Here is a 23,850-nt window from a genome sequence, read left to right as displayed (position 1 = left end):
TGTTCCTCTTCAGTACATCGTTGAAAAGAGCTTATAGGTTATGCTTTTAACCTGCGAGCCAAATATGAAGCAACGCGCTCGGCGTCTACGAGTTTATTGAATGTTCCAATCTTAAGATTGTACGGGTCGTCTGTCCGAATATACAAAAAGTATCGTTGCGTCGCCCCTCCAAACGCTTCAGTATAATCTGCAAATATCCTTTCGATCGCTGAAAATGGAATTTTCGATGGATGCTTCAACAGCTTTCCCAATAAGTTCTCAAGGGGATTGAGGCTTTTTCTGTAAATCACTTTTGTCTTCAAATCAATATTCGTTCTTTTGAGAGACAGCGAGTCGTATATGAATCCAACCGCCATTGACAAACATAGGACAAATCCCACCATGCCGGAGTCTTTATCGGATTCAAGGACAATCAGCGCCATAAGCAGGCAGAAAAAAGCCAAAAATATTTTCCATCCGAAAGGAGGATCGGATATAAGAATATAATCGTCTGCAATAACAATCCTTGGTCTGCGTAGATTTGAAAGAAAATCGTCTTTAAGTTGTTCCATTGGATGCAACGGCGTATTGTCAGGGGGTGTATTGTTAAAGGCAGTACAGGCTCACCTGGTTTCACCCAATTTGATTCTTTTTTCGCAGTCTTGAATTGCTGAATAAGCGTCCACAAAGCTAGAATCGGCCTCAATGCATTTCTTAAAAAAATACAAAGCCAAAGAATCATTATCGTATGAGTAATTTAATCCGATATTATAGTTCGCGGATGCTACTTTGAAATGGTATTTAATAGCTCTCTTATAATCTTCAATGGCATCTTTTTTCTTAATCAGCCTAGCATACGAGTATCCTCTTCTGAAATAATACTGTCCGTTCGTGGAATCTCGATCGATTAGTTTGTCGAAATATTTTATGGCATTCGAATAATCATCGTGTTCATAAAAAGTATTCGCCATCGTGGAAATCATTGACACATTAGTGTCTTCACTGTCATTTGCTTTTTTGTCGTTTCTCTTTTCACTTGGGGAAGTGCAGCAAGAAATGCAAATCGCCAGCCCCAAAAAATAATTTTTGAACTTCATGCTATTCTTTCTTATTCATTTGAGACATAATTCGATCCCTAATTTGAGCATATCTGCCCGCCTCGTGCCAGTATTCATTAGCCGATTGATTATCTCCATTCACATATGCGTTATGTGCCATTTTTAAATAATTCACAGAAGTCTGATCGGCGTCAAAGGCTGCCTGATTTAACGTAAATCTGGAGTTCATTACACCTGTGAGTGTCTCGTAAGTAAACACATAAGGGCTTAACCGACCCGACAAGCTAAGAACATTAAGTGTACCATCTGCGTATTTCCCATGCAAGAAATTATCGAGCGCACTAATTATTGTAAATCCCTTATTTAGCTTCTCGAATATTTCAGTCGCTTTGTCAAGGCCTCCTATGCTTGTCGCTTTTCCCGCCCATTCAGTCAGAGTACCGCCTGTTTCAGACACTTCGCCTAATTTCGTTTTCTCCATAAATTCCTTAACTCGATTAATTGATTCAGGCAGCTTTATGTTATCCCTTTGTGGTGCAGGCATAATATTGGATTCTCCACCTTTGCCTTTGGGCTTCTTCCCATCGTCATCCCCTCCTATTCTATAACTGGTCATTTGAACCATATTTTGTTGGCCGTTATTGGTGGCATTGCTGTATTCTTCCTCGCTCACCCGCTCTACCGAATACTTCTTCGTGTCTCGGTTATAGGTCACTTTTAACCTAATGTTTTCGTCGGGGTCATCATCAGCACCTGTAGCACCAGCTGTTTCCATTCCGTCCGGATCAACATATCTGAGCGGGTTGCTATATGCATATGCAAAAGGGCTCCATCTTCTATTTTTGTCAGACAGGGGATCTATAGAGTGCCAAACTCCCAACTGCGGATCCATCATTCTCGCACCATAATCATATTCCTCCAACCCACTCCCGTCGCTGAACTCCTGATTCTGCAGTTCTTTCCCGTTGTACCGATACCTATTCTGCGCATATTGCGTCTTAATCGCCTTATCCGATATCCCCGCCATGGTAAGTCCGCCCGGATAATACCTACCATCCCCTTTTTAAACCGACGCCCCTTTCTGTGGCAGTCGGGTTGGTGTACATTCAAAGAACTGCTTATACCCACCAAGATAGTAGATTTTCTTTTTTCAATTGAAAGAAAAAAATCCACGTCCGGAGGCGATGATCCGGGCGGGATTCAAACCTTCGACCGCCGGATTGATCCCTTCCGACAGCCTTTTTATCACCTGTCTTGCCCGGCTTTTACATAACGTGATGTTATGAGTTCGCTTCGCACACGCCCTCCGGGACGTGTCTCATAACCACGTTATGTAAAGCAGCAAAGCTGCCGCCGGGCAGCGAAGACGTTTGTATCGGGGAGCTTTCCTCGGGAGACCTGAGCGCGGTGTGGGACTTAACTCCGAGAAAAAGAAGGCAGATAGCATGCTGCCGCCGGCGATCAGTTACGGAACAATGTCCAGCTGAAGGAACGCCGTTGCCGGCGCCGCCCGTAGGTATAAACGCACGGCAGCGGTGGGAACAAAACCGGGCGGCAGGATCGGCGTTTGATACCTCCGGTCAGCGGGCTGTCGTCCCTGCTCCGCAAAAAGAAAAATCCCCCCTATTGGGAGGATTCGTCCTGGTCAGGGTGCCTGACCGCATCCGGTAAGTCCTGGAACTTCAGCAGCGCTTCCGTGATGGTATTGGCCTCTACCAGTATTCTGCCGGCATAATCCACCTGGAAGGACTCCTCCAGGTGCGCCTGCACGTTGATGATGACCAACTTCTTTTCTTCTTTGACGATGTAGACTGCCATGATGGTATTTTTTAAAATGAATGAAAAAAGGGATCCCCCTTCCCCCCGGCTTGAGGGGGTCCCTTTTTTCATTTTAAAAACCGGCAGGCTGCCGCCGGCAAAAGAAAGAAGGGATCATTGCTGGAAGGGATAGGCGCTCGTTGTGGAACTTAACTCTGCGGAGGATGAGGGAAGGGTGCACGACTCCGACGGCCGCTATAAAAGCCCCGTAGCGGCTTTACAGCAAAGGACAATGTCCGGGCTTTTATGGCGGGCGGCGGGGTAGCCAACGGCGTTACTCGTGCCCGGCTTTATTCTACTGTCGATCGCCGACGGCTGCTTATTCTCCCGTTACGATCTCGCCGATGGGAAGATGGTCGCCGCCACCTCCGCCATGTGACCGGCCGTGGAGCCCGGGGGAAGGCCGAGGCACGAGGCCTCCGGGCTCCTACCCGCGGTTCGGCCCTGGTTGTTTTGCCGGAGCGGCGCGGAGGCATCATCATAAGAGGAAGCGGCCGGTCACGGGCAGGTGGCGGACATTGATGTGGAGCTGCGCTGCGGGCGTGCCCGCAGAGGAAGCAGCGGAGGGCAGCCTGGCGGGCCGCGCAAAACCATGCCGGGCGCGGCACCGCCCGCCTGGCATGCGTTTTTGAAGCGTGGACTGCCGGGACTGCCCACTGATCTTCCTGCTGAAGCATGGGTCTTGTGCGGTGGGGTTAGCTCATGGGATGATGTTGCTGCAAGTCAGTTTTCAGATCGTCCAGGGTCGTGAGCTGGTAACGTTGCGTAGAGCTGACGTATTTATGCCCGGCCATGTATTGCACCTGGCGCAGATTGTTTGCCTTCAGCCAGTGGGCGATCACGCTACTACGGAACTGTGTCGCATTAATGACCCGTGGATTAAGCCGACGGAGCTGCTTCATCATCCCCTGCATCCGGTTATTGATATTGGTCGGGCTGATCCGTTGCTTCCTACCGGTGACCAGCAAAGGCCCCGTCTTTAGCCGGTTCTCCTGCATGTACTCGCCCAGCTCGATCAGCTGCAGGGCAGATAAAGGTAGCCATCGCTGCCCCGTCCGCTTCATCGCCCGGACAAAGACCCTGCCTTCCCGCAGGTGAACATGCACGGCCTCCAACCGGGTGATCTCTTCCGCTGCCAGGCCCTGGTAGATCAGCAGTCCCAAGATAACCTTGCTCACCAGGGGAACGTTCAGCTGTATGCTGTACTGCCGGTACAGTTCCTCCATGTCGCCCCAGCTCAGCAGGTTTCCCGGCAGCTTGCGCATGATACCCTTCATGAACACGCCGGCAGCAGGGTTATCGCTTCGCTGCTTTTCAACGACGAGGTAGTTGCAGTAATGCCGGACAACGCTGAGCACGTATTGTATCGCCTTCTTACTCTTGCCCACGCCCTGCAAGTACTGGATAAAGTCCAGCAGTTCATTATAAGTGAAGGTACCCCCGTCCAGTTGCTCAGCCGCCAGCCAGTCCGTAAAAGTTCGGATATAGATCGTATAGCTGTTTACGGTAGCGGGGGTGAACCGTTTTTGTTCCAGGTAATCTTTGAACGTCATGGATGATTGATTTTCTCGTTAACTAAATGGGTGTAGAGCTGGGTCGAGTCCACGCAGCTATGTCCTAAGAACTCCGCGATCCGTTCCAGCTTCATCCCGTTTTGCAGCAGGTGCGTCGCAATGCTGTGCCGCAGGGTATGGGTGCTGATCCGTTTCGTTAGCCCCGCCACACTCACCAGCCGTTTGACCCGGATGTACAGGCTTTGCCTGTCCAGTGGCTTACCGGTACCCGCACCGATGAACAGCCGGTCGGTAGGCCCTTGCACCAGCTGCGGCCGGCCTTCGGCGATATAAAGCTGTATCTCCTGGTAATTACGGCCCGCCATCGGCACATAGCGTTCTTTGTATCCCTTGCCCTGCCGGACGTATACAAGCCTTCTATCTTCGATAATATCCGGCAGGGTTAATGCCGCCCCTTCGCTCAGTCGCAGCCCACAGCCATAGTACACGGCCAGCATAGCCCGGTCTCTGATCCCCAGCACATCGTCGCTGATCGCTTCGTACATGCGCTGCACTTCGCGGGAAGTAAGCCAGTCGGGTTTGTTTCGGCGATCATCCAGCAGGGCCAGGGTAAAGCCGATCCCCGTGCGGCCGGTTTCCCGGATGTATTGATTGAAGAGCTTTAAGGCCTGGATGTATTTGTTGATATGACCAGCACTGTATCCCCTGCCACTCCGGGGGCCTATCTTTAATTTGATCATCTCGATGAACGCGCTGGCATCCGCTGCCTGTAAGGCTACCAGGCTGGGCTTGCCACCCTGCTCCTGGTAATGCAGGAACTCCTGTAGCAATCGGGGCAGTGAAGTGACAGTAACCGGGGCGTATCCCAAGGTTTGTAGCCATTCCCCGAAGCCTTTTTGCAATAGCTGGTACTCCGCGCTGTGAAGCCCGTAAATCGTGTCCATAAAAAATGCTATTATTATCTTTTCACTGAACTACTGAACCACTGCCCTAAAGTGTAGGTGGGATAAGGATTAGAGTGGTTCACTGCCATTACTGAACCACTGGTGAACTACTGAACTACTGGCCTTTATTTCGGATGGAGACGAGGATGGCTTGCAGGTGCCGGTCGATGCTCGATTTCAGCTGCTCGTATTCTTGCACGTTGGAGATGATATACTCATAGTTGCCCCGATAGCGGTTGCCGCTGCCTTTGATGTAGCCGTAGCGTTCCAGCTCCACCAGGTAGCGCTTCAGGTTGCTGGGATTAATCCGCAGCTGTTCGCGGATCTCCCGCGCGGTGAAGCTCGGCTTGCCCTGTTCCCGCAGAATGACTTTGAGCAATTCTAAAAACCCGCGCGTCGCTTTCGTCAACTCGTCGCTTTTGCTGAACAGGACATCTTTCAAGAGGCTAAACGCTGCTTCGATATCTTCCACCGTGGTCTCGATATAGGACTGGTGATGATTGTCCCGCTTCACTTCCCGCTGATATTGGTGCAGCAGCGTCACCCCTTCGATAAAGCTCAGCAGCAGCCCCATCGTCCGCCGCGGCTTGAACACCTGTTCCGGCAGCTGGATGTATTTCGCATAGGGATTGACCACCGCCACCGGCTTTAACACCCGCTGCATGTTCTGCAAGCTGTTCTTGATGGCCTGCTCCCGATCTTGGTCAACTTCCCCGCCTGCTGTACGGGCCTGGTAGTCCATGATCCGTTTGTCTTGCTCCTTACTGGCATCGATGTAGACCAGCAGACAACGGTTGGCGTTATCCTCGTATATCTTCTCTCTCGTCGTGCAACCGCTCACGCTGACGGGGCCTTCCACCGTGAGGGTGATCGTCTTCAGGTTGCCTTTGGTATCCTTCAGGGTAACGGTCTTGCTGATCCGCCGCTTGCTTTGTAGCTCCCGCAGGGGATACATCGAAGATTCCGCGCCGTCCAGGTCTTCGATGAGCAGCAGCTTGTTGCGTAGTTCATCCTGCCGGAAGTAGTAGAAGGCATTTTCGGTGATTTGTGTTATTTCGATCTTGTCTTCCTTCGGGATCAGCTCCGATACCTTCTCCTGCAAGTAGGTCTTGCCACTACCACTGCTGCCCAGGAACATCAGGTGCAAAGGATTTTGGAGCTTGCGGCTCGTGTACACGATAAAAGCGATCAGCCGGTTTACCGGTTCCCCTACGATCCCGCTCTCGCCGATCAGGTGATTAATGCGTTCCAGTAGGTTCGGCGTCTTCCATTCCTTTATAGCTGCGGCTATTTCCACCGGCGTCAGCTCCGCTTTTGCGGCAGGCTTTGCTTGCAGGTGCTCGATGCGCTGCGCCCGGTAGCTTTCCAGGGCGCTCGTCAGTGCCGCAATGGTCTGCATCGTGGCCTGGGTGCTGGTATCGAAGTTCTCCGCGATCTTGCCCACCAGCTGCTCGGTATGCGGATGGTTGTACAAGTCCAGGTTATGACGCAGCGGCAAGGCCCGCGCCGTCTTGTGTTCTACTTTCAAGGTCACCCGCATCCTGTCCAGGCCCGTGATCTTGATGCCACCCAGCACCGTGATCCGCAGCTCACAGTTGTCATAGATCAGCAGCTCGGGGTTGGTGGTGATCAGCTTGGTGTCTATCGCCGAAGAGGTTGGCGTAGCCGGGGTTTCAGCAGATACCGGCATGGCTGGGGCGGGTGAAAAAGAAAATGCTGCGCGGCGCTCTACCAGGTCGGCCAGTACACCAGGATCATCGTGCGTCTGTAAGAGACTGTTCACGTCCTCGCCATCTGGAACCGCTACCGCCGTGAACTTCACCGCCGGCAGCAGCATGCGCAAGGTAGCATAATGCTTACCGGTAGCCGCTCTGCCGGCATCATCGCCGTTGAGCATAAAGATAATTTCATCCAGGTGCTTCAGTCCGATGATCGCCTGGCTGTGCTCGTCGGTCAGTCCGTTGGTGCCATAGAGCGCCAGCACGGCATAGCCTTCTTTGACCCGTGGCTGTTGCAGCAGCGATGCGGCATCGATGATGCTCTCCACCAGGATCAGCCGCGTCGTCGCGGCGGTCGGATAACCCGGATACAGGCCCTCTCTACCAGCCAGATAAAAATGCCGCTGGTCGCTGTCATTGGTAATACTCCGGCCATACAGGCTGACGATCTTGTGTTCGGCATTGCGCAGCGGGAAGATCACGCAGTCCCGCGCCCATACGCTGTGACCCCGGACAGCTAAGGGTTTCAGCAGCCCGTACTTTTCCATGGTGGCCACCAGGTGATGGTTCTTGCTCTCGCCATGCAGCCCGCCGCTGTTGTAGCCGATCTCGGCTACCGTGTAGTCGATGCTGCGGCCTTGCAGATAATCGACAGCCTTCTTCGTCAGCGGCAGCGCCTTCTTAAAATAGTTGAACACCTTGCCCATCAGCGCCGCCTTTTCCAGCTCGTCCGCCTCGGTAAACAATCTCGCCGCCGGCGCAGGTGCAGCAGGAGAAGGATGCGAAGTAGCCCCGACCAGGGAGGTCGCTTTCACCAGGGCTTCATGCTTGTTACACTTCTCCATCAGCTGGATGAACTGGATCACATCGCCGGTGCCGGCGTTGCAGTTGCTACTGAAGCAGCAAAAGGTATTGGTCTTCGGATAGATTTGCAAGCTCGGCGTTTTGTCCGGGTGGAAGGGACACAGCAACCGGTCGTGCTTGTCCGGTTTCAGGCCATAATGCCCTAAGACCGTCGGCATCGATAGCAGTGCTTTGATCTGGTTTAGCTCCATGTGGATAAAATTGAGAAGTTGTCGTTTTAGAAACAAAAGTATTCCTAAATGACACTCCTGCCAAATCAGAAAGTCGGCAATTATCCACATTATGGCACCAAAATCTGCATAAATAGTGCTATATAAGGTATTTTTGCAGGGAAAAATAGTCAAAAATGAAAGAGACCCTGGCAGATAGAATACAGCTTTTAAGGAAGCAGGGGGGAATGACACAGGTTGACCTGGCCGGCAAGATCGGTGTGTCTAAATCACAGTTCATACGCTATGAGAGTAAAAATGTACAGCCGCCTGCTGATATTCTCAATAAACTGGCCGATGTGCTCGGAACTTCTGTTGATTATTTGATCAGCGGAGATAAAAGCGAGAAGGCTAAAGCCTCGCTGAAGAACTCAGAGCTGTTGCAACGCTTTAAAGAGATCGATGTATTGCCAGAAGAAGAACAAGGTATTTTGCTCAAGGTAATTTCCGCTTATATCAGGGACTACAGGGCTAAGCAGGCTTATGCCTCCTAAAAACTATCCTACCTTCTTTATGCCCTATCAAAGGAATCGATCTTTTCCAGGCATAGCCGCTCGGCTATAGTTTGCAGCTTGCCTACCCGCTCGATCAGGATGGCTAATTCCTCTGCGGTGATCTCATAATGATCTTTGTAACGGGTATCGATGTAGCCGCGTTTCAGCAGATCGAACAAGTGTTTTTCCTCGGGCGTATTGTCCGAGAAGACGGCGTCCAGCTCCTGGGAGAAGCGTTTGGAGTAACGTTTCAGCTTATCCAGGTTGTGCGTCTTGGGTTTATACCCCGTATGTACCAGGATGATCGCATTATAGATGCGCTCGGTCGCCTGGTGAAGATAAAAAGCAGCATTTTTATTACTACTCCGCTGGTATGCGTTCTGTGCATCGATGTAAAATTCCTTTGCCCCGCCATACCACTGCTCAAAGTATTGCTGCGCAATAGCTTTTGCCTCCGAAGTACTTAACGGCTTGCGCTCCGCCAGCGGCGTGTTGCCGGCATCATATAGCAGGATGCCCTCTTTCTCAATGTCGGTAAAAAAATACTGGCCCTCACTAAGCATCTTGTTGATAAAATCAATGTCGTGGGTAATCACCGTGACCGGCGTCTTGTACACGCACCGGTTCTCGATCAGGTCTTGCACCTCGTAGTCCTTGCGGCTCTCTCCTGATTTGGTGATGACCAGGATATCGTAGTCGCTGATATATTCGTAAACGATGCCGCCTTCCGTATACCGGTGCTCCACCCACCGGCCTGTCGCATAGCTCCCGAACAGGATCACCTTCTCAGGATCCACCGCCTTCACGATGATCCCGGTGATCTCTCTCAACTGCTTTTGCTTGTGCTCCGGTAAATGCTCTAGCGTTGTGTTCACGGTCTAACTGTTTGCGTTGCCGTAAAGCTAGGGAAGTTTTAACTCCCAAAATAAAACGGATTGCTTTCAGTGGTCTTTTAGTTACTTCGCAGCTTCTTGCACCATTGCAATTTTTTTCAATTTAATCTTATTGTACAACAAAGTGCGATTATTCTTTACCTCTATCGTATCGGCAAGCGTTGTTCGAACAAAATCTTTTGAGTTGACACTAAATTTCAACATTATAGTCTTCCCCTGAGCGTCATCAATTCTTATTTTTCGAGAATACAACGTATCTACCTTGGGAGGTGATGATAGCAACCCCTCGTAAGAAAGATAAGATTTGGCCTGTATAGTCTCGACTTTATACTCAGGTGCAAGAATCGTATCCTTTGCTATTTTATAAATTGCATTGTCATTAATTATGACAACAGACTTAATATAAGGGGCGGCCTTATCTCTACTGTAAAATATTTGCACTTGTGTGTCATTGCTGTTTATACTCTTGGCGACAGCACTCTCGACATTTAACATGTTTACGTCTTTATCGGTAAAACCAGTTAAATATACCTTGTTTTTGTTCCGCTTCCATTCTCCCGTCGAATATTGCAACAGGCCCATTTCGCCTCTCGTATAATATTCAAACCTGTTTGGATTTTCTGTGAATCTAAGCTCGATACTGTTGTTATAAACATAGTTTCCACTCAACTGTTTATAAGTCATACAGGACACAAATAATTGTGTTGATATCACCGATAGTATAATCGCTCTTTTCATATGATTAAAATCCTAATCCAAGTAAGCTAAAAATTGTACCTACCATATTCTGAACATTCGGGTAAATTGGAACACTCCCGCCCTGGGCATTTGTTCCAGTTAATCCTCCAACATAAAACGCATTAATACTGCTCATGGAGCTAGGTGTCCCACCCATCGTTGAGGAAGGCATACTGCCAGGACTAAACGCATATTGCGCCTGGTATGCCCCAATTTCTGAATTGGCGTTCACCATCTGTGCTGCAAAAATACTTGCTCCACGAAACGTTACAGGATTGTTGGCATTATCCAAGTTAAAAGAAAACATGTGTTCAATGCCTCCCTGATACGCGTGCGTCAGTTCATGAACAGCATTGGCATCACTTAAAACATTCATGACAATCACACTTTGATTACTTCCATTTACACTCATTGTCTTTTCCACTGTGCCACCCTCTGTTGAGTTTGCTGGCAACTGATTAAATGTATACGCCTGTGTTTGGTCGTTTGCTATTGCATTGAGGTGAGAAAGAGTAGTATTATTCGTATTTATACTCGCATTCACATCGTTCAATTTTCCTTGCAAGGAATTAACCTTATCAGTATTGCCTTTCGCCTGTGCTTTTGCAATTTGACCATTTATCTTTGATGCTTGCTTATTTAAACTTGCATTCTGTGAATTAATCCCCTTCGTTATACGCGCAGCCATCCTCTGATCTGCTTTAGTTAATAGAGTATCACCGAATGGATCATTACGTAAAACCGGATTATTACCCATTGCAGAATATGGACTTTCAGACACATCTGGCCTAGGATCAATCTGCCACCATCTGCCACCCAACTCTACGTCAAGCATCCTAAAACGGGTCTCATACATCTCCAAGCCGCTACCATCACTGAACTCTTTATTTTGAAGCTCTGAGCCATGGTTATAACGGTATTTGTTTTCAGCATAGTTTGATTTCAATGCTTTGTCGCTGATCCCCGCCATGGTGAGTCCGCCGGGGTAATAATGGTTCTCCTCGAGGGCTAGTCAATCGGAACAAGTGTATAGCTGAGCTTGTCTCCCTTATAGAGGTAAACAACTGATCCAGATTTTCGGATCCCAAATACTTCTCCTGATTCTGACATATTCTTGTTGTCGACATCAAACAAATCAACACCAAACAACATCTGGCCATTTACCTTGTATCGTTTAATATCGGCAAATTCGTAATGTCTAGAAATTCCCTTACTCGATTCACTTTGAATTTTCCATTTATCAATATAGGCTGTCGTTGTGTCAGGCGATTTTCCGTTTTTAAAGTTTATGACTTTCCATTTTCTAGATGTACCCCAAAAATGGTTTCTGAGCAATACTTGAATTCCACTCCCAATCACCGCTCTGCTGCTCACTTTCTTAAATGTTATATTGTGACGGCTATTAAATAGTAGCATTGTACTGTCGTGGCCGATCGCAAATCTACGTTCCATTGAACTAAAATAAGCGCTATCTCCTTTTTTCGAGATTTTGTTGACTCTCGAAGTTTTTGACTTTTGTTCAAACCGAAATTCGATTGTCATTTTATTATTTAAGTCAATGTAAATGCATCTCGGAACAATCGAATCTAATTCAACACTTGGCAAATCCTGCCGTACAGCGTTATATATTTCCGTATTGACCCAAGTTCCACTAATTTTTATAGCTTGTGCTTGAAGTTTGTCAAAGCATAAAAAAAATAAGATTGTCAGTAGCTGCTTCATTGATAATTTATTTGATTTCCCAAAAATAAATTTTTTTTGAGTCTACCATTTGGGGAAGGTAAGGAGCATTTATATCATTCTTGTTCCATAGGTCAATATGAACATTCTGATCTGAACGAGTTTGGGGGCCGCCTGGTTCACCTTCAAGAAACGCCTGGAAAAATACTATACCAGTCTTCCCATCGAGTAACTTTCCGATTTCTTGTTTTGTACCATCATAAACAACAGGGGTACCGAGGTAGCCTTTTAAAAAGCCAGCCAAATTCGTTGCGCCCATAACATTGCCATCTTTGGTAAATGTCGCCCCTCCTGGATTTGTCAAATTCTTTGTCCCTGAAATATCAACACCAGACTTTTTTAAAGTTATACTCATCCTTATTGCACATTGATTGTAATACATAAAGCTGCGTTCGTCGTCGTCACTAGCGGACGCAAATCCTGGGGAAGTAGTTCTATCCGGTCTGTGACTATATGGTAGTGGATAATTTTTCTGAAGCGTAGAAAATGATGGCTTAGTTTGTTTGGGATGTTGGTCGGAGTTAGACGGCTTTTGAGGATCTAACCCTTGATCATTACCTCTATCATTGTCACTGCTGTTATTCTGGTCGTCCGAGGGATCGCTAACCGACGTCGCCGTTACCAGTCCATTTGCATTAGTTGAGAAATCATAGTAAAGCACATTGAGCTTGCAACTTCCTCCCTCATCATTATTTTCATTGTTGTTATCTTCTCCCTCCATTCCGTCGGGATCAATGAAGCGGATTGAATTGGCAAAAGCATAACTATACGGACTCCATCTTCTCGAGTTATCTGCCAACGGATCAATTCCGTGCCACACTCCCAATTGTGGATCCAGAAACCTCGCCGCAAAGTCATACTCTTCAAGTCCTGTTCCGTCGGAGAACTCTTTATTTTGCAGCTCCTTGCCATTATACCTGAATTTATCCTGCACATATTGGGTCTTCATAGCCTTATCTGAAATCCCCGCCATGGTAAGTCCAAACGGATAATAATGATTTTCCTCAAGCATCGCCCCGTTATAATGCGTAACACTCAGATTATCAAAGAACCTAACTATGGCCGCAGCCCCATTGATTTTGGGCTGACAACCTGTATCCATTATCTTCGGGATGCTTCAGAAGAAACCTTAAAAGTGAATGGCACTTGTAGTCCTTCAAAGAACCCGGTTGGAATGTATTATGCCCTGCTCCAAGTCAGGGTATTTGTTGATTTTAATGGTGACCCTGTGTCGAAACAGGAATCCCGTACAGAAAAGTTTTTATAACAAATATACATTCCCTGAAGTTTTTTCCATCTCCAAATTTTAAAAAATGAAAGAATCGGAACTTTCCATGAAAGTCGTCAATCCGCATGCTGCCGGTATCGACATTGGATCAAAGACCCATTGGGTTGCAGTAGATCAAATCCCTGTAAACGTGAGAGAATTCGGGGTATACACAAGAGATCACCAACGGCTCATTGACCATTTAAAATTCCACCAAATCTCAACGGTAGCCATGGAAAGTACTGGTAGCTACTGGCAAACGCTCTTCCATGCATTGCAAAAGGCAGGCTTCGAGGTCGTATTGGTGCAAGGCAGTCAAACAAAAAACGTGAAAGGCAAGAAAACAGACATCCTTGACTGTATGTGGATTCAAAAGTTACATACTCTAGGGCTTTTGAGCTCGAGTTTCCTTCTGAGCGACTATCTCCAAACACTACGTACCCACTATGCTCATCGGGAGCACTTGCAGGAGCAGACGGCCATGTACATTAATAAAATGCAAAAGGCCCTACGTCTGATGAATATCCGACTAGATGTAGCTATCCGGGATATTACCGGAAAATCCGGCCGGGCAATAGTCGAGGCGATCCTTGCTGGTCACAGAGACCCCGATTATTTAGCATCTCTCGCTCATTTCCGCGTAAAAAAATCCCAACAGGAAATCGCCGCGGCACTTCATGGAAATTGGCGGGAAGACTTATTATTCGAATTGCGATCTTGCCTCAAATTCTATGATGCCTACAAAAAGGAGATTCTCGTCTGTGATCAACAAATTCAATCCCTGCTATTGGATTTTGTTCCAGGAGCAGACCTTTCGGCTTTGGAGAATAAATCTCCTGACAAATTAAATCACAAGCAGGTTAATAGAAATTCTCCTTCTTTTAACGTCCGGCAACTGGCCTTCGCCCATCTAAAAACTGATCTTTTTCAAATACCCGGTGTCAGTCACTCCACAGTTCTTTGCCTGCTATGCAATATGGGAAATGACATTAAACGGTTTTCTTCAGCCAAACGATTCGCCAGTTGGCTTCGCCTGGTTCCCAATAACAAGTTGAGTGGCGGGCGACTGATAAGCAGCAGGACTCCTAAAGGAAAAAACGCCATAGCATTAGCCCTCCGCCAGGCTGCCAACAGCATAGGGAACCAAAAGGAACACCCCCTAACCCCATTTTTCAAACGCATCGCTTATCGAAAGGGGCGGCATGCCGCCGTCACCGCAACGGCAAGAAAGTTAGCTGTTATCATCTGGAACATGATAACTAAGACCCAATCTTTCTTTAAGCCGAGTACAGAACTCTTAATCGAAAAACGAAAACATGCCCAGGTAAAAAATATTAAATTGAGGCTGTTCAGGCTAAATCTCTCCGATATTGAGATGGCAGAACTGTTTCAAAAAACTTCATATCCATCCACTTAGCTGCTGGTTGTACAGAAAATTCACCTGGCCATAGAAAAACTGTTCACCGGTATATTGGCTGGTATTAAAAGCCGACTGCTCGCCATAAGGATCTGTTTTGTAGTTGCCGTCGGCCGAAGGGGAGGTATAGGGCAAAAGTAGAAAAAATGACTTATTTTCCGGTAATGAATCGGATCAAACGGCTTGCTTTTGGTTTACTGCTCCTGCTTTTTGTAACGAATGGTAAGGCGCAGGGCTTTTTACGGTCAAATGGCCGGCTGATCGTCAACGAAAGAGGGGAGAAGGTGATCCTTCGCGGCATGGGGCTCGGCGGATGGATGCTGCAGGAAAGCTATATGCTCCAGCTGGGTCCGGTGGGGCCGCAATACCGCATTAAGAAGGCATTTGAGGACCTGATCGGCAAGGAGAAGACGGCGGCCTTTTATGAGGGCTGGCTCGCCAATCACACCCGGAAGATCGATATCGATTCGATGGCGTCCTGGGGCTTCAACTCAGTAAGGCTGCCGATGCACTATCGCCTGTACACCCTCTCGGTGGAAGAAGAGCCGGTGAAGGGCAAGAATACCTGGCTCGAAAAGGGTTTTGCGCTCACCGACAGCCTCCTTAGCTGGTGCAAGGCCAATAAAATGTACCTCATCCTCGATCTTCATGCCGCTCCCGGCGGCCAGGGTCATGACTACAATATCTCGGACCGCGACTCGACCAAGCCATCCCTCTGGGAGAGCGAAGCCAACAAACAGAAAACGATCGCGCTCTGGCGGCGCCTTGCCGAACGCTATGCCAACGAACCCTATATCGGCGGTTATGATATCATCAACGAACCGAACTGGGGCTTCGAAGACCCGAAGGACCGGAATGGCCTGAAGGAAACGAAGAACGCCCCGCTTCGCCAACTGATGATGGATATCACCGCGGCCATTCGGTCGATGGACAAGAAACATATCATTATCATCGAAGGGAACGGTTGGGGGAACAATTACAACGGGGTGCTGCCTCCCTGGGACGACAATATGGTCCTGAGCTTCCATAAATACTGGAACCCGAACACCGAAGAAGCGATAAAGGGCCCGCTCGGGCTGCGTGAGAAATATAATATCCCTCTGTGGCTTGGTGAGTCGGGAGAAAACAACAACACCTGGTACCGGGAATGTATCCACCTGGTGGAGAGTCATGATATTGGCTGGTCCTGGTGGCCTTTGAAGAAGATCGGCGCCAACAACCCATTGGAGGTCCCGATGACACCCGAATATCAACGGGTAGTAGACTACCTCAACGGGAAGGGACCACGGCCAAGCCGTGAAGAAGCCGAAAAGGCGCTGCAGGGATTGCTTCGCAACATCCGGCTGGAGAACAACATCTACCATAAAGATGTTATCGATGCCCTGTTCTTACCGTAGGAACTGCTGCAGTTGCTGGAATCCCCCAATCATTTTTTCGTAATCGTCTTTAGCTTCGGGCCATTTGATCGTATTCCGGCGAAAGGTGTGTTTGATCAGGGTGTCGGCCTTACGGCAGTCCTCCTCATCGAAGAAACAGGCCTTCCAGGCGGGGGAAAGTTTGTCATAATGCCGGAGGCCGAAGCCATTTCCATAGATCTTTAGCGGGGATGGGAATTCGCTGATGTCCGTCAACCCTTCGTTCTTATCATCCACCCATTTATAGAAGGCCTCCCAAAACTGGCAGTGATTGTACAGCCTGCTACGGATCTCCGCATCGCTTTCCTTGTGTGTAGCCGGGATCCGCCATTGATTGTTATAAAGGGAAAAGGGATCTTTCTCCGGTTTGGCGGAAGGAAGCTGGTGTACGCGGAAGCTGCCGGTTCTGCCACTATCCAACCGAAGGACCAGTTTCGTTGCTGTCAGCGAAATTACCCGGTAGACATAGGTTCGCCGTCGTTGGTTAGTGAGATAGAGCCGGTCTTCTTTCAGCGACCAGCTGCCATAGTCGTAATGACCGAAATCCTGCGCGTACGATCCGTCAGGACGCAATTGCAGGAAGCTGACGAAATTCAGCGTGGTATCGGTATTTGGGTCTCCCTCGAGAAAAGAAGTATAGAAATAGATGCCCGCGCCGGGTTTGTGGGGGGCACAGGCGAAGAAACCGAGGGTAAAGAGGAGGGCAATGGCGAGGGATACTCTCATGGCTTACAATATTGTTCCAATTGCTGAAAGGCGCCGATGAACATCTTATACTTACTGTCGGTGTTGGGCCAGGCGATGGTCTTATTGCGGAAGATATCCTGGATCATCTCGTTGGCCTTGCGGCAGTCCGCCTCATCAAAGAACAGGGATCGCCAACGCGCGGGCAATTCAGCGAAGGGTTTCAGGCCGAAGCCATTGCCATAGATCTTGATGGCGGTTGGCGTACTTCGGACGTCGAGGTAGTCAATCTTCTTATTCAGCGCCCAGGCGAAATAGAATTCCCAGAACCGGCAGTGGTTGTAGAGTCTTTGTTTTATTTCTGCATCGGATTCTTTATGGGTCGCGGGGATTCTCCAGCGGTTGTTTTCGGCGGCAAAGGGGTCTTCCGCCAGTTTGTCGGAGGGCAGCGGCCGGCCTTCGAAGTGGCCGATCCGGTCTTTGGCGACGGTAAGCTGCATCTCTTTGGGAGTGGCCATGTTCATCGTATAGACATAGGTCTTATGCTGCTGGTCGGTGAGGTACAGCCGGTCGGCTTTCCGCGTCCATGCGCCATATTCATATTTCCCAAAATCGAGCGTATAGCTGCCGTCGGGGCGAAGTTCGATGAAGCTGGCGGGCGTCAGGCCGGCCGTGGTATCGGTGCCCGAACCGCTGGCATAGGAATAAAACCAGCAATGGTTCAGGGAGTTGCCGCATCCTGAAAGGAGGTCGAGCAGGAGGATAAGCGGCAGCCAACGGTAGAAGGGAATTTTCATGCGCTACAATATACAACATCGGATCAATTCCGGGTAGGGGGATCGTTTCGCAACTCTGCCAGGTATTGGTAGATGGCTTCCTGGCTACGAATTGCGTCATTGCCGATGGGTCTCGCGGCCGGAGCAGGGTCGGCTATCGTGTTTTCCCCTTCCGCGGTGATGGGCGAGGCGGCAACGGTATCGGCCAATTGCAGGCGGAGCAATTCGCGTATCTCTGCTTTTAACCTTGGTTCGTAGACGGGAAAACAGACCTCGATCCGCCGGTAGATATTGCGGTTCATCCAATCCGAGGAACCGAGGAAGATGTCTTCCTGCCCGCCGTTGTGGAATATAAAGACCCGGCCATGTTCGAGGTAGCGGTCGATGATCCGGTGGATGGTGATGTTCTCGCTTTGCCCGCTGACGCCGGGCACGCAGCAGCAGATGCCCCGGATGAGCAGTTGGATGCGCACGCCCGCCTGTGACGCTTCGTAAAGCTTGTCGATGAGGACCCGCTCTTCGAGGTTGTTCATCTTGATGATCATCGAGGCCGACCGGCCTTCCCGGGCATGGCCTATTTCGCGGTCTATCAGCGCCAGGAACCGATCCTGCAGATTGAATTGGGCGACCAGCAGGTATTGGAAGGCGATCTTTTCGGCTTTTCGCGGGTCCTTGCGTTTGCTTAGGAAAATGAACAGCAATTCGAGCTCCCGCATCAGTTCGTGGTTGCCGGTGAGCAGGATATGATCGGTGTAGAAGCGGGCCGTATTTTCATTCAGGTTCCCGGTGGCCAGCAGTCCGCAATAGTGGACCCGGCCGTCGACCCTTTTCTTCGCCAGCCCGATCTTGGCATGGACCTTCAGACCGGGGATGCTGTAAATGATCTTTACCCCGGCTTCCTTCATCTTCTTTGCCCATCGGAGGTTGTTAGCCTCGTCGAAGCGGGCTTTCAATTCCACAAAAACGGTCACATTCTTGCCATTGCGGCTCGCGCTGATGAGAGCGTGCACGATACGGGAATCCCTTGCCACCCGGTACAGGGTGACGAAGATGCCTTCGACCTGCGGATGGATGGCGGCCTCGTTGAAGAAGCGCAGGACGGGGTCATACGCTTCGTATGGGACATGCAGCAGGATATCCTTCTCCATGATCGCCTGGAGCAGGCTGGGCCGGTGGTCGAAGTTCCTTCCCGTTGCCGGCCAGGGCCGATAGGAAAGGGTAGGGTCTTTCACGGGAAAGCCCGCCAGGTCGCGCAGGTTGTGATACCGGCCGCCTTCCATGGTGGTCGCGCCTTCGAGGTTGAGTTGTTTTATAAGCGATTCGAGAATGCGAATCGGGGCGCCGGGCTCGTACAGCAGCCGCGTGGCGAGGCCGGCATCGCGTTTGGTCAGCCGCTTCTCGATCTTTTCGGCGATATCGCCCTGGTATTCGTCCTCGAGGTCGAGTTCGGCATCGCGGGAGATCTTGAAACTGATGACACTGCTGATGACCGACGCCGGAAAAACATAGGTGAGATTCTCCCGGATGATATCGTCGAGGAACAGGATATGATGCGTGGTCCCTTCGGAGGTGGAGAAAAAGCGGGGCAGGCTATCCGATGGGATGTTGAGAATGACCAGTTCTTCTCCCGGGCTGTCCTGGTCGAGGATGATGAGAAAATAAAGATGGTCGTTCTCCGGGAAGAAACCGGCGCCGCCAGCCGACAGATAAACAGGTTGCAGGAAGGCGAGTACCTGCGTAAGGAAATAGCCGGTGGCCGCCGCCATCGCCGACGCGGGGATCGGCTGACGATAGTTGAAATGAATGCCTTTCTGCCGCAAGGCCGGCAGGACCTGGCCGGTGAGCAGGCGACCAAAATTCTCCAGCTGCGAATTGATCCTGGATGAAATTTTTGTTAAGAGTTGCACGCCGGCCGCGGAAATATAGTCTTCCCGCGTGGCCTTTATCTTTTGCAGGGCCGCCACGGCCGGGATCCGGACCCGATAGAACTCGTCCAGGTTGGAACAGTAGACGGAGAGGAAGAATAGTCTCTCCAGCAGCGGGGTCTCTTCTCTTGCGGCTTCTTCCAGCACACGGTAGTTGAAGGTCAGCCAACTGAGATCGCGGTCAAAATAGGAGGAGTGCGGCATGCTGCAAAATAGCTTTTTTTTGCTTTGACCCCTGCAAAAGGAAGAGGCCGTCTATTGATTGTAAGACGGCCTCTGTTAAAAAACCCCTGCCTGTTGTAATCGCCTGCCGATTTTTGTTTCCGAGTGCCTGCCGGAAGTGTAAGTCGTTTTGCTTTGTCAGCGTTTATTGATAGAACAAATTTACAACCGATAACCACCCAAGTCAATGTACCAATCATAGCATCTTGTGTACAAATCACGCGCGACTCTTTGTGGCTCTCGATCTGGCGATGGACCGCGTCGAGCGGCAAGCTGCTTCCACGTGATCGCAAAGGTTCTTCACCGATATACGGCCCTCCAACTTTATTCCGTTGATGAAAAAGGTTGGAGCTTCCTTAACGCCGAGCTTAATGCCTGCCGACAGGTCGTCCTGCACATATTGCCCGAATTTACCGGTCACGAGGCTGTCGAGGAAGTTGATGCCGCCGATTCCCAGCTCACGGGCGTAGAAGGCGAGGCTTGCCGTGCCGAGGTTCCGGCGATTGCGTAAAATGATGTCGTGCATCTGAGGAAACATCCCAACCTGGGCTGCGGCGATCGCGGCTTCGGCGGCTTTGTGCGCCCGCTGGTGGATGCGTAGTTGGGGGAAGTGGCGGTAATTGAAGTTGACCATGCCCGGGAATCGTTGCAATACTTCCCGCACGATAAGATCGTTGTGCAATCCGGTCTCGCATTCATAGTCGCCATATTCCGTCAGCGTGACGGGCGCCTTGGGGTGCCCGATGAATACATCCTTGGGCAGGACGATGGGAACGTCTTTTTTGTAGATCATTTGTTACCGGTTTAGATTAACTGTAATGGGAAATGCTCTCTTTTTTGAAATCGGTGAAATTCTTACCGTATACGGTCTTGAAGAATTTGCTGAAATGTGCGATGTCATCGAAACCCAGGTGATAAGCGATCTCTTTCATACTCACATCGGAGTAAGCCGCCTTGCGCCGGGCTTCCAGCACCACCCGCTGCCGGATGTGATAGCCCGCCGAATAGCCGGAGATGCGTTTGACGATCTCGTTGAGATAATTGGGCGTTACCGCCAGTTCACTGGCGTACTGTTTTACCAGCTTGTAGCTGATGAACTTCTTTTCCACCAGGGAGATGAAGTTCTTGACCAGGCGGACATTCTTTGTCTGGACGGAGACCTGGAGGGCGCCGTCGAACTGGCGGGCGAGGTAGATGAGGAAGATGCTGGTGTACCTCCTTATAATTTCTTTTCGGAGGAGATAGCCGCTGCACAGTTCTTTGTGCAGGCGTTTGATGATCTCGTCGACCTCCTGGGCCGCATCCGATTCCATGCGCATCCCGGGGCTACGCATGAGGAGATGGAAGAGGCCGGACCGGTAGAGCAGATCGAAGTCGTCGTTTCCGCCGTTCATCAATTGTTCGGGAAACGAGATCAGGAATCCGTCGACGGTCTCGTCCAGCTCGAGCTGGTGCAACTGTCCGGGGACGATACAATAGAGCATATTCTCGCCCATCCGGTATTTTTTCAGATCGATGTCCAGGCATCCATTTCCATTCTTGATCCAGAGGATCTCGATATGTTCATGCCGGTGCGGCATCAGATGCTCTTCGCTCTTGTTCTCGCGGAGCCATTGAAGAGGTTGGATCTCCAGTGCGAGTTCTTTTTCGGGTGTGCCTGCTTCGGAAGCAGAAGTTTGAATAGGCATATGATCGGTTATTAAGCGTCGGATATATCTTTTCTAATAGTATGCCAACATGTAACCTGATGATTTGCAAATCGTTGTAACCTCCGAGTAATGGCCGCTTTACGAAATATCGCTTTTTCGCAAAATTTAATCGAAATATCGTCGCAGAATCGTTTTTGAGCGGCGGCTTGCAAATGTGAATTTTTTGTCGTTAGTTTGCGTCATGTTAACGCAAACTACCTTGAGACCCTTCCATAGCTATTCAAATCCGGCTCTTGCCGTCGATCTCGTAGTATTTGGGTATAAGGCCCGGGAGCTGTCGGTTTTGTTGCTTAACCGGAAAGAGGAGCCATTTGAAGGAGGCTGGACCCTTCCTGGCGCTTTTCTGCGGATGGATGAGCGGTTTTCGGACACCTGCTCCCGTATCCTTCGCACCAAATTGGGGATGGACAAGCTGTACCTGGAGCAGCTGTATTCCTTTGACGATCCGAGTCGGGACCCACGCGGCAGGACGATCTCCGTTGCCTATTATGCGCTGGTCAACCCGTCGAAATTGAAGATCACCGCCGGCACTATGGCCAATGACGTTCAATGGATGAATAGCCGGAAACTGCCGGCGCTGGGTTTTGACCACCGCCAGATATTTAAGGCTGCCCTGCAGCGGCTGCAGGGGAAAATATTGTATTTCCCGGTGGGTTTTGAATTGCTGGACGAGCAGTTTACGATGACGGAGCTGCACGAATTATACGAGTGTATTTTGGACATCCCGTTGGACCGGCGGAACTTCCGGCGCAAGATACTGGCCTCGGAGTACATCCTGCCTACGGGGACAAAAAGGGAAGGGCTGCAAAACAGGGCTCCGGAACTGTATGTCTTCAATAAAAAGATAAAAAGAAACGATTTTCAACTTAATATCCCCTTAACATGACAACTTCACCGATCTTATTGAAAGATGGCTATAAAGTGGGCCATAAATTCCAGTATCCTGTAGGCACTACTCTTGTTTATTCCAATCTTACGCCGCGTAAATCCCGGAGCGCGGAGATGGATGAGATCGTTTTTTTCGGATTACAATACTTTATCAGGGAGTACCTGATCCGTCAGTTCAATGAGGAGTTTTTTCAACGACCGAAAGAGGAAGTATTGAGAACCTATGCGCGCCGGATGGACAATTACCTGGGCAAGGACAGCATTACTTACCATCATATCGCGGAGTTGCATGATCTGGGCTATCTGCCACTCGAGATCAAAGCGATCCCGGAGGGCAGCCTGGTTCCGATGCGAGTCCCTGTCTTTACTATAAAGAACACCCTGCCTGCCTTTTTCTGGCTGACCAATATGCTGGAAACCGTACTCAGCGCGGTGCTGTGGAAGCCTTCGACGTCGGCAACCACCGCCTTTGAGTACCTCCGGAACTTTACCCGGTATGCAAAGGAAACGGTCGGTGAGGATACCAGCTTTATTCCCTGGCAGGGACATGACTTCTCTTTCCGTGGCATGAGCGGCATCGAGGATGCCGTCATGAGCGGTGCGGGGCATCTATTGTCGTTCTCGGGAACCGATACTATCCCGGCCATCGACTTTCTCGAGCATTATTATCATGCCGACTGTGAAAAGGAGCTGATCGGCGGTTCGGTGCCGGCGACGGAGCATAGTGTCATGTGTATGGGTACCCAGGGCGATGAGATCAAAACCTTTGAGCGGCTGATCACCGAAGTGTACCCCGGCGGGATCGTGTCCATCGTCAGCGATACCTGGGATTTCTGGCAGGTGATCACCGAATTCCTGCCCCGGTTGAAGGATCGCATTCTGGCCCGCAACGGGAAGGTGGTGATCCGTCCCGATAGCGGCGACCCGGTGAAGATCATCGTCGGCGATGCCAACGCTCCCGTGGGCAGCCCGGAGTACAAGGGCGCCATCGAATGTATGTGGGAGACCTTCGGCGGGACGATAACGCCCAAAGGCTATAAGCTGTTGGATTCGCATATCGGTCTCATCTATGGGGACAGCATCACGATCGAACGGCAGCTGGCGATCCTCGAAGGATTAAAACAAAAGGGATTCGCGAGTTACAATGTGGTCCTGGGGATCGGCTCCTACACCTATGAGTATGTGACAAGGGATACTTTCGGGTTTGCCATGAAGGCCACTTATGGTGAGGTGAATGGCGTTGGCCGCGATATCTTCAAAGATCCCAAGACCGATGACGGGACCAAGAAATCGGCCAAGGGCCTGATGCAGGTGGTTCGTGATGCGAGGACCGGGAAGCTGGTATTGAAAGACCAGTGTACATGGGACGAGGAGCGGCAGGGTGAGTTGAAGCCGGTGTTCAGGGATGGGAAGCTGCTGGTGGATTGGACGCTGGCGGAGATCAGGGAGAGGGTGAGGAAGAATTTGAATGAACAGAAGAAATATATCGATGCGCGCCGCCTGGATCTTTAACAGGTGCCTATTGAAAGGATTTGGGAGATGCCCAAGGTGGAACTTGGACAAAAAATTGGAATCACA

General features: G+C 50.0%; 23 protein-coding genes. 5 read left to right on the top strand and 18 right to left on the bottom strand.

The window, feature by feature from the left end; genetic code table 11:
* Nucleotides 1–38: 38 nt before the first annotated feature.
* The 7 genes from VHE34_RS17310 to VHE34_RS17280 form a co-directional block, all read right to left on the bottom strand.
* Entirely contained in the window at nt 39–551 is a 513-nt protein-coding gene (locus tag VHE34_RS17310) for a hypothetical protein (protein ID WP_325590108.1), read from the bottom strand.
* Nucleotides 552–602: 51 nt separating this feature from the next.
* Complete coding sequence (locus VHE34_RS17305; RefSeq protein WP_325590107.1) at nt 603–1,076, bottom strand: tetratricopeptide repeat protein; 474 nt, start codon at nt 1,074–1,076, stop codon at nt 603–605.
* Between the two features lies 1 nt (nt 1,077).
* Nucleotides 1,078–2,064 (bottom strand): RHS repeat-associated core domain-containing protein, encoded by a 987-nt coding sequence (locus tag VHE34_RS17300; protein WP_325590106.1) that lies wholly within the window; start codon nt 2,062–2,064, stop codon nt 1,078–1,080.
* A 596-nt stretch (nt 2,065–2,660) separates the two neighbouring features.
* Nucleotides 2,661–2,855 (bottom strand): hypothetical protein, encoded by a 195-nt coding sequence (locus tag VHE34_RS17295; protein WP_325590105.1) that lies wholly within the window; start codon nt 2,853–2,855, stop codon nt 2,661–2,663.
* 695 nt (nt 2,856–3,550) lie between these two features.
* A complete protein-coding gene (locus VHE34_RS17290) occupies nt 3,551–4,408 on the bottom strand; it encodes a tyrosine-type recombinase/integrase (protein WP_325590104.1) in 858 nt (285 codons plus the stop codon).
* Nucleotides 4,405–5,313, bottom strand: a complete 909-nt coding sequence (locus tag VHE34_RS17285; RefSeq protein WP_325590103.1) for a tyrosine-type recombinase/integrase — start codon at nt 5,311–5,313, stop codon at nt 4,405–4,407. Before VHE34_RS17285 ends, VHE34_RS17290 begins: the two co-directional genes overlap by 4 nt.
* Before the next feature lie 115 nt (nt 5,314–5,428).
* Nucleotides 5,429–8,086 carry a CHC2 zinc finger domain-containing protein gene (locus tag VHE34_RS17280; RefSeq protein ID WP_325590102.1) on the bottom strand — a complete coding sequence of 886 codons (2,658 nt, stop codon included), beginning with the start codon at nt 8,084–8,086 and terminating at the stop codon, nt 5,429–5,431.
* A gap of 155 nt (nt 8,087–8,241) precedes the next feature.
* Between VHE34_RS17280 and VHE34_RS17275 the strand changes: the two genes are divergently transcribed.
* Nucleotides 8,242–8,598 carry a helix-turn-helix transcriptional regulator gene (locus tag VHE34_RS17275; protein ID WP_325590101.1) on the top strand — a complete coding sequence of 119 codons (357 nt, stop codon included), beginning with the start codon at nt 8,242–8,244 and terminating at the stop codon, nt 8,596–8,598.
* Between the two features lie 17 nt (nt 8,599–8,615).
* Here VHE34_RS17275 and VHE34_RS17270 read toward each other — a convergent pair whose 3' ends face one another.
* From VHE34_RS17270 to VHE34_RS17250, 5 genes are all read right to left on the bottom strand, one after another.
* A complete protein-coding gene (locus tag VHE34_RS17270; protein ID WP_325590100.1) occupies nt 8,616–9,473 on the bottom strand; it encodes a HEPN domain-containing protein in 858 nt (285 codons plus the stop codon).
* Nucleotides 9,474–9,554: 81 nt separating this feature from the next.
* A complete protein-coding gene (locus VHE34_RS17265) occupies nt 9,555–10,175 on the bottom strand; it encodes a hypothetical protein (protein WP_325590099.1) in 621 nt (206 codons plus the stop codon).
* A 58-nt stretch (nt 10,176–10,233) separates the two neighbouring features.
* Complete coding sequence (locus VHE34_RS17260) at nt 10,234–11,199, bottom strand: hypothetical protein (RefSeq protein WP_325590098.1); 966 nt, start codon at nt 11,197–11,199, stop codon at nt 10,234–10,236.
* A gap of 38 nt (nt 11,200–11,237) precedes the next feature.
* Complete coding sequence (locus VHE34_RS17255) at nt 11,238–11,951, bottom strand: hypothetical protein (RefSeq protein ID WP_325590097.1); 714 nt, start codon at nt 11,949–11,951, stop codon at nt 11,238–11,240.
* A 7-nt stretch (nt 11,952–11,958) separates the two neighbouring features.
* A complete protein-coding gene (locus VHE34_RS17250) occupies nt 11,959–13,071 on the bottom strand; it encodes a T6SS effector amidase Tae4 family protein (protein WP_325590096.1) in 1,113 nt (370 codons plus the stop codon).
* Between the two features lie 211 nt (nt 13,072–13,282).
* Here VHE34_RS17250 and VHE34_RS17245 point away from each other — a divergent pair, with 211 nt between their 5' ends.
* Nucleotides 13,283–14,653, top strand: a complete 1,371-nt coding sequence (locus VHE34_RS17245; protein ID WP_325590095.1) for an IS110 family transposase — start codon at nt 13,283–13,285, stop codon at nt 14,651–14,653.
* Here VHE34_RS17245 and VHE34_RS17240 read toward each other — a convergent pair.
* A complete protein-coding gene (locus VHE34_RS17240; protein WP_325590094.1) occupies nt 14,636–14,788 on the bottom strand; it encodes a hypothetical protein in 153 nt (50 codons plus the stop codon). The genes VHE34_RS17245 and VHE34_RS17240 overlap by 18 nt on opposite strands.
* A gap of 29 nt (nt 14,789–14,817) precedes the next feature.
* On the opposite strand from VHE34_RS17240, the gene VHE34_RS17235 reads away from it, so the two are divergent.
* Nucleotides 14,818–16,050 carry a glycoside hydrolase family 5 protein gene (locus tag VHE34_RS17235; protein ID WP_325590093.1) on the top strand — a complete coding sequence of 411 codons (1,233 nt, stop codon included), beginning with the start codon at nt 14,818–14,820 and terminating at the stop codon, nt 16,048–16,050.
* On the opposite strand, the gene VHE34_RS17230 is transcribed toward VHE34_RS17235, so the two are convergent.
* From VHE34_RS17230 to VHE34_RS17210, 5 genes are all read right to left on the bottom strand, one after another.
* Nucleotides 16,042–16,794: a lipocalin family protein gene (locus tag VHE34_RS17230; protein ID WP_325590092.1), complete on the bottom strand. Its 753-nt coding sequence runs from the start codon at nt 16,792–16,794 to the stop codon at nt 16,042–16,044. The two genes, VHE34_RS17235 and VHE34_RS17230, sit on opposite strands and share 9 nt — an antisense overlap.
* Nucleotides 16,791–17,549 carry a hypothetical protein gene (locus VHE34_RS17225; RefSeq protein WP_325590091.1) on the bottom strand — a complete coding sequence of 253 codons (759 nt, stop codon included), beginning with the start codon at nt 17,547–17,549 and terminating at the stop codon, nt 16,791–16,793. The genes VHE34_RS17230 and VHE34_RS17225 overlap by 4 nt, the downstream gene beginning before the upstream one ends.
* 23 nt (nt 17,550–17,572) lie before the next feature.
* The gene (gene ppk1 / locus VHE34_RS17220) at nt 17,573–19,657 is read right to left on the bottom strand and encodes a polyphosphate kinase 1 (protein WP_325590090.1); all 2,085 of its coding nucleotides are present in this window, start codon (nt 19,655–19,657) and stop codon (nt 17,573–17,575) included.
* Between the two features lie 235 nt (nt 19,658–19,892).
* A complete protein-coding gene (locus VHE34_RS17215; RefSeq protein ID WP_325590089.1) occupies nt 19,893–20,468 on the bottom strand; it encodes a DsbA family protein in 576 nt (191 codons plus the stop codon).
* Between the two features lie 16 nt (nt 20,469–20,484).
* On the bottom strand, nt 20,485–21,363 hold the full coding sequence (locus VHE34_RS17210; protein WP_325590088.1) for a helix-turn-helix transcriptional regulator: 879 nt from the start codon (nt 21,361–21,363) through the stop codon (nt 20,485–20,487).
* A gap of 202 nt (nt 21,364–21,565) precedes the next feature.
* On the opposite strand from VHE34_RS17210, the gene VHE34_RS17205 reads away from it, so the two are divergent.
* Complete coding sequence (locus VHE34_RS17205) at nt 21,566–22,270, top strand: NUDIX hydrolase (RefSeq protein WP_325590087.1); 705 nt, start codon at nt 21,566–21,568, stop codon at nt 22,268–22,270.
* Nucleotides 22,267–23,784: a nicotinate phosphoribosyltransferase gene (locus VHE34_RS17200; RefSeq protein ID WP_325590086.1), complete on the top strand. Its 1,518-nt coding sequence runs from the start codon at nt 22,267–22,269 to the stop codon at nt 23,782–23,784. The genes VHE34_RS17205 and VHE34_RS17200 overlap by 4 nt, the downstream gene beginning before the upstream one ends.
* Nucleotides 23,785–23,850 lie beyond the last annotated feature (66 nt).

This window comes from Puia sp., from assembly GCF_035546395.1.
Lineage (GTDB): Bacteria > Bacteroidota > Bacteroidia > Chitinophagales > Chitinophagaceae > Puia.
Note: the sequence above shows the minus strand (reverse complement) of the source record. Positions and strands in the feature narration are given on the sequence as shown.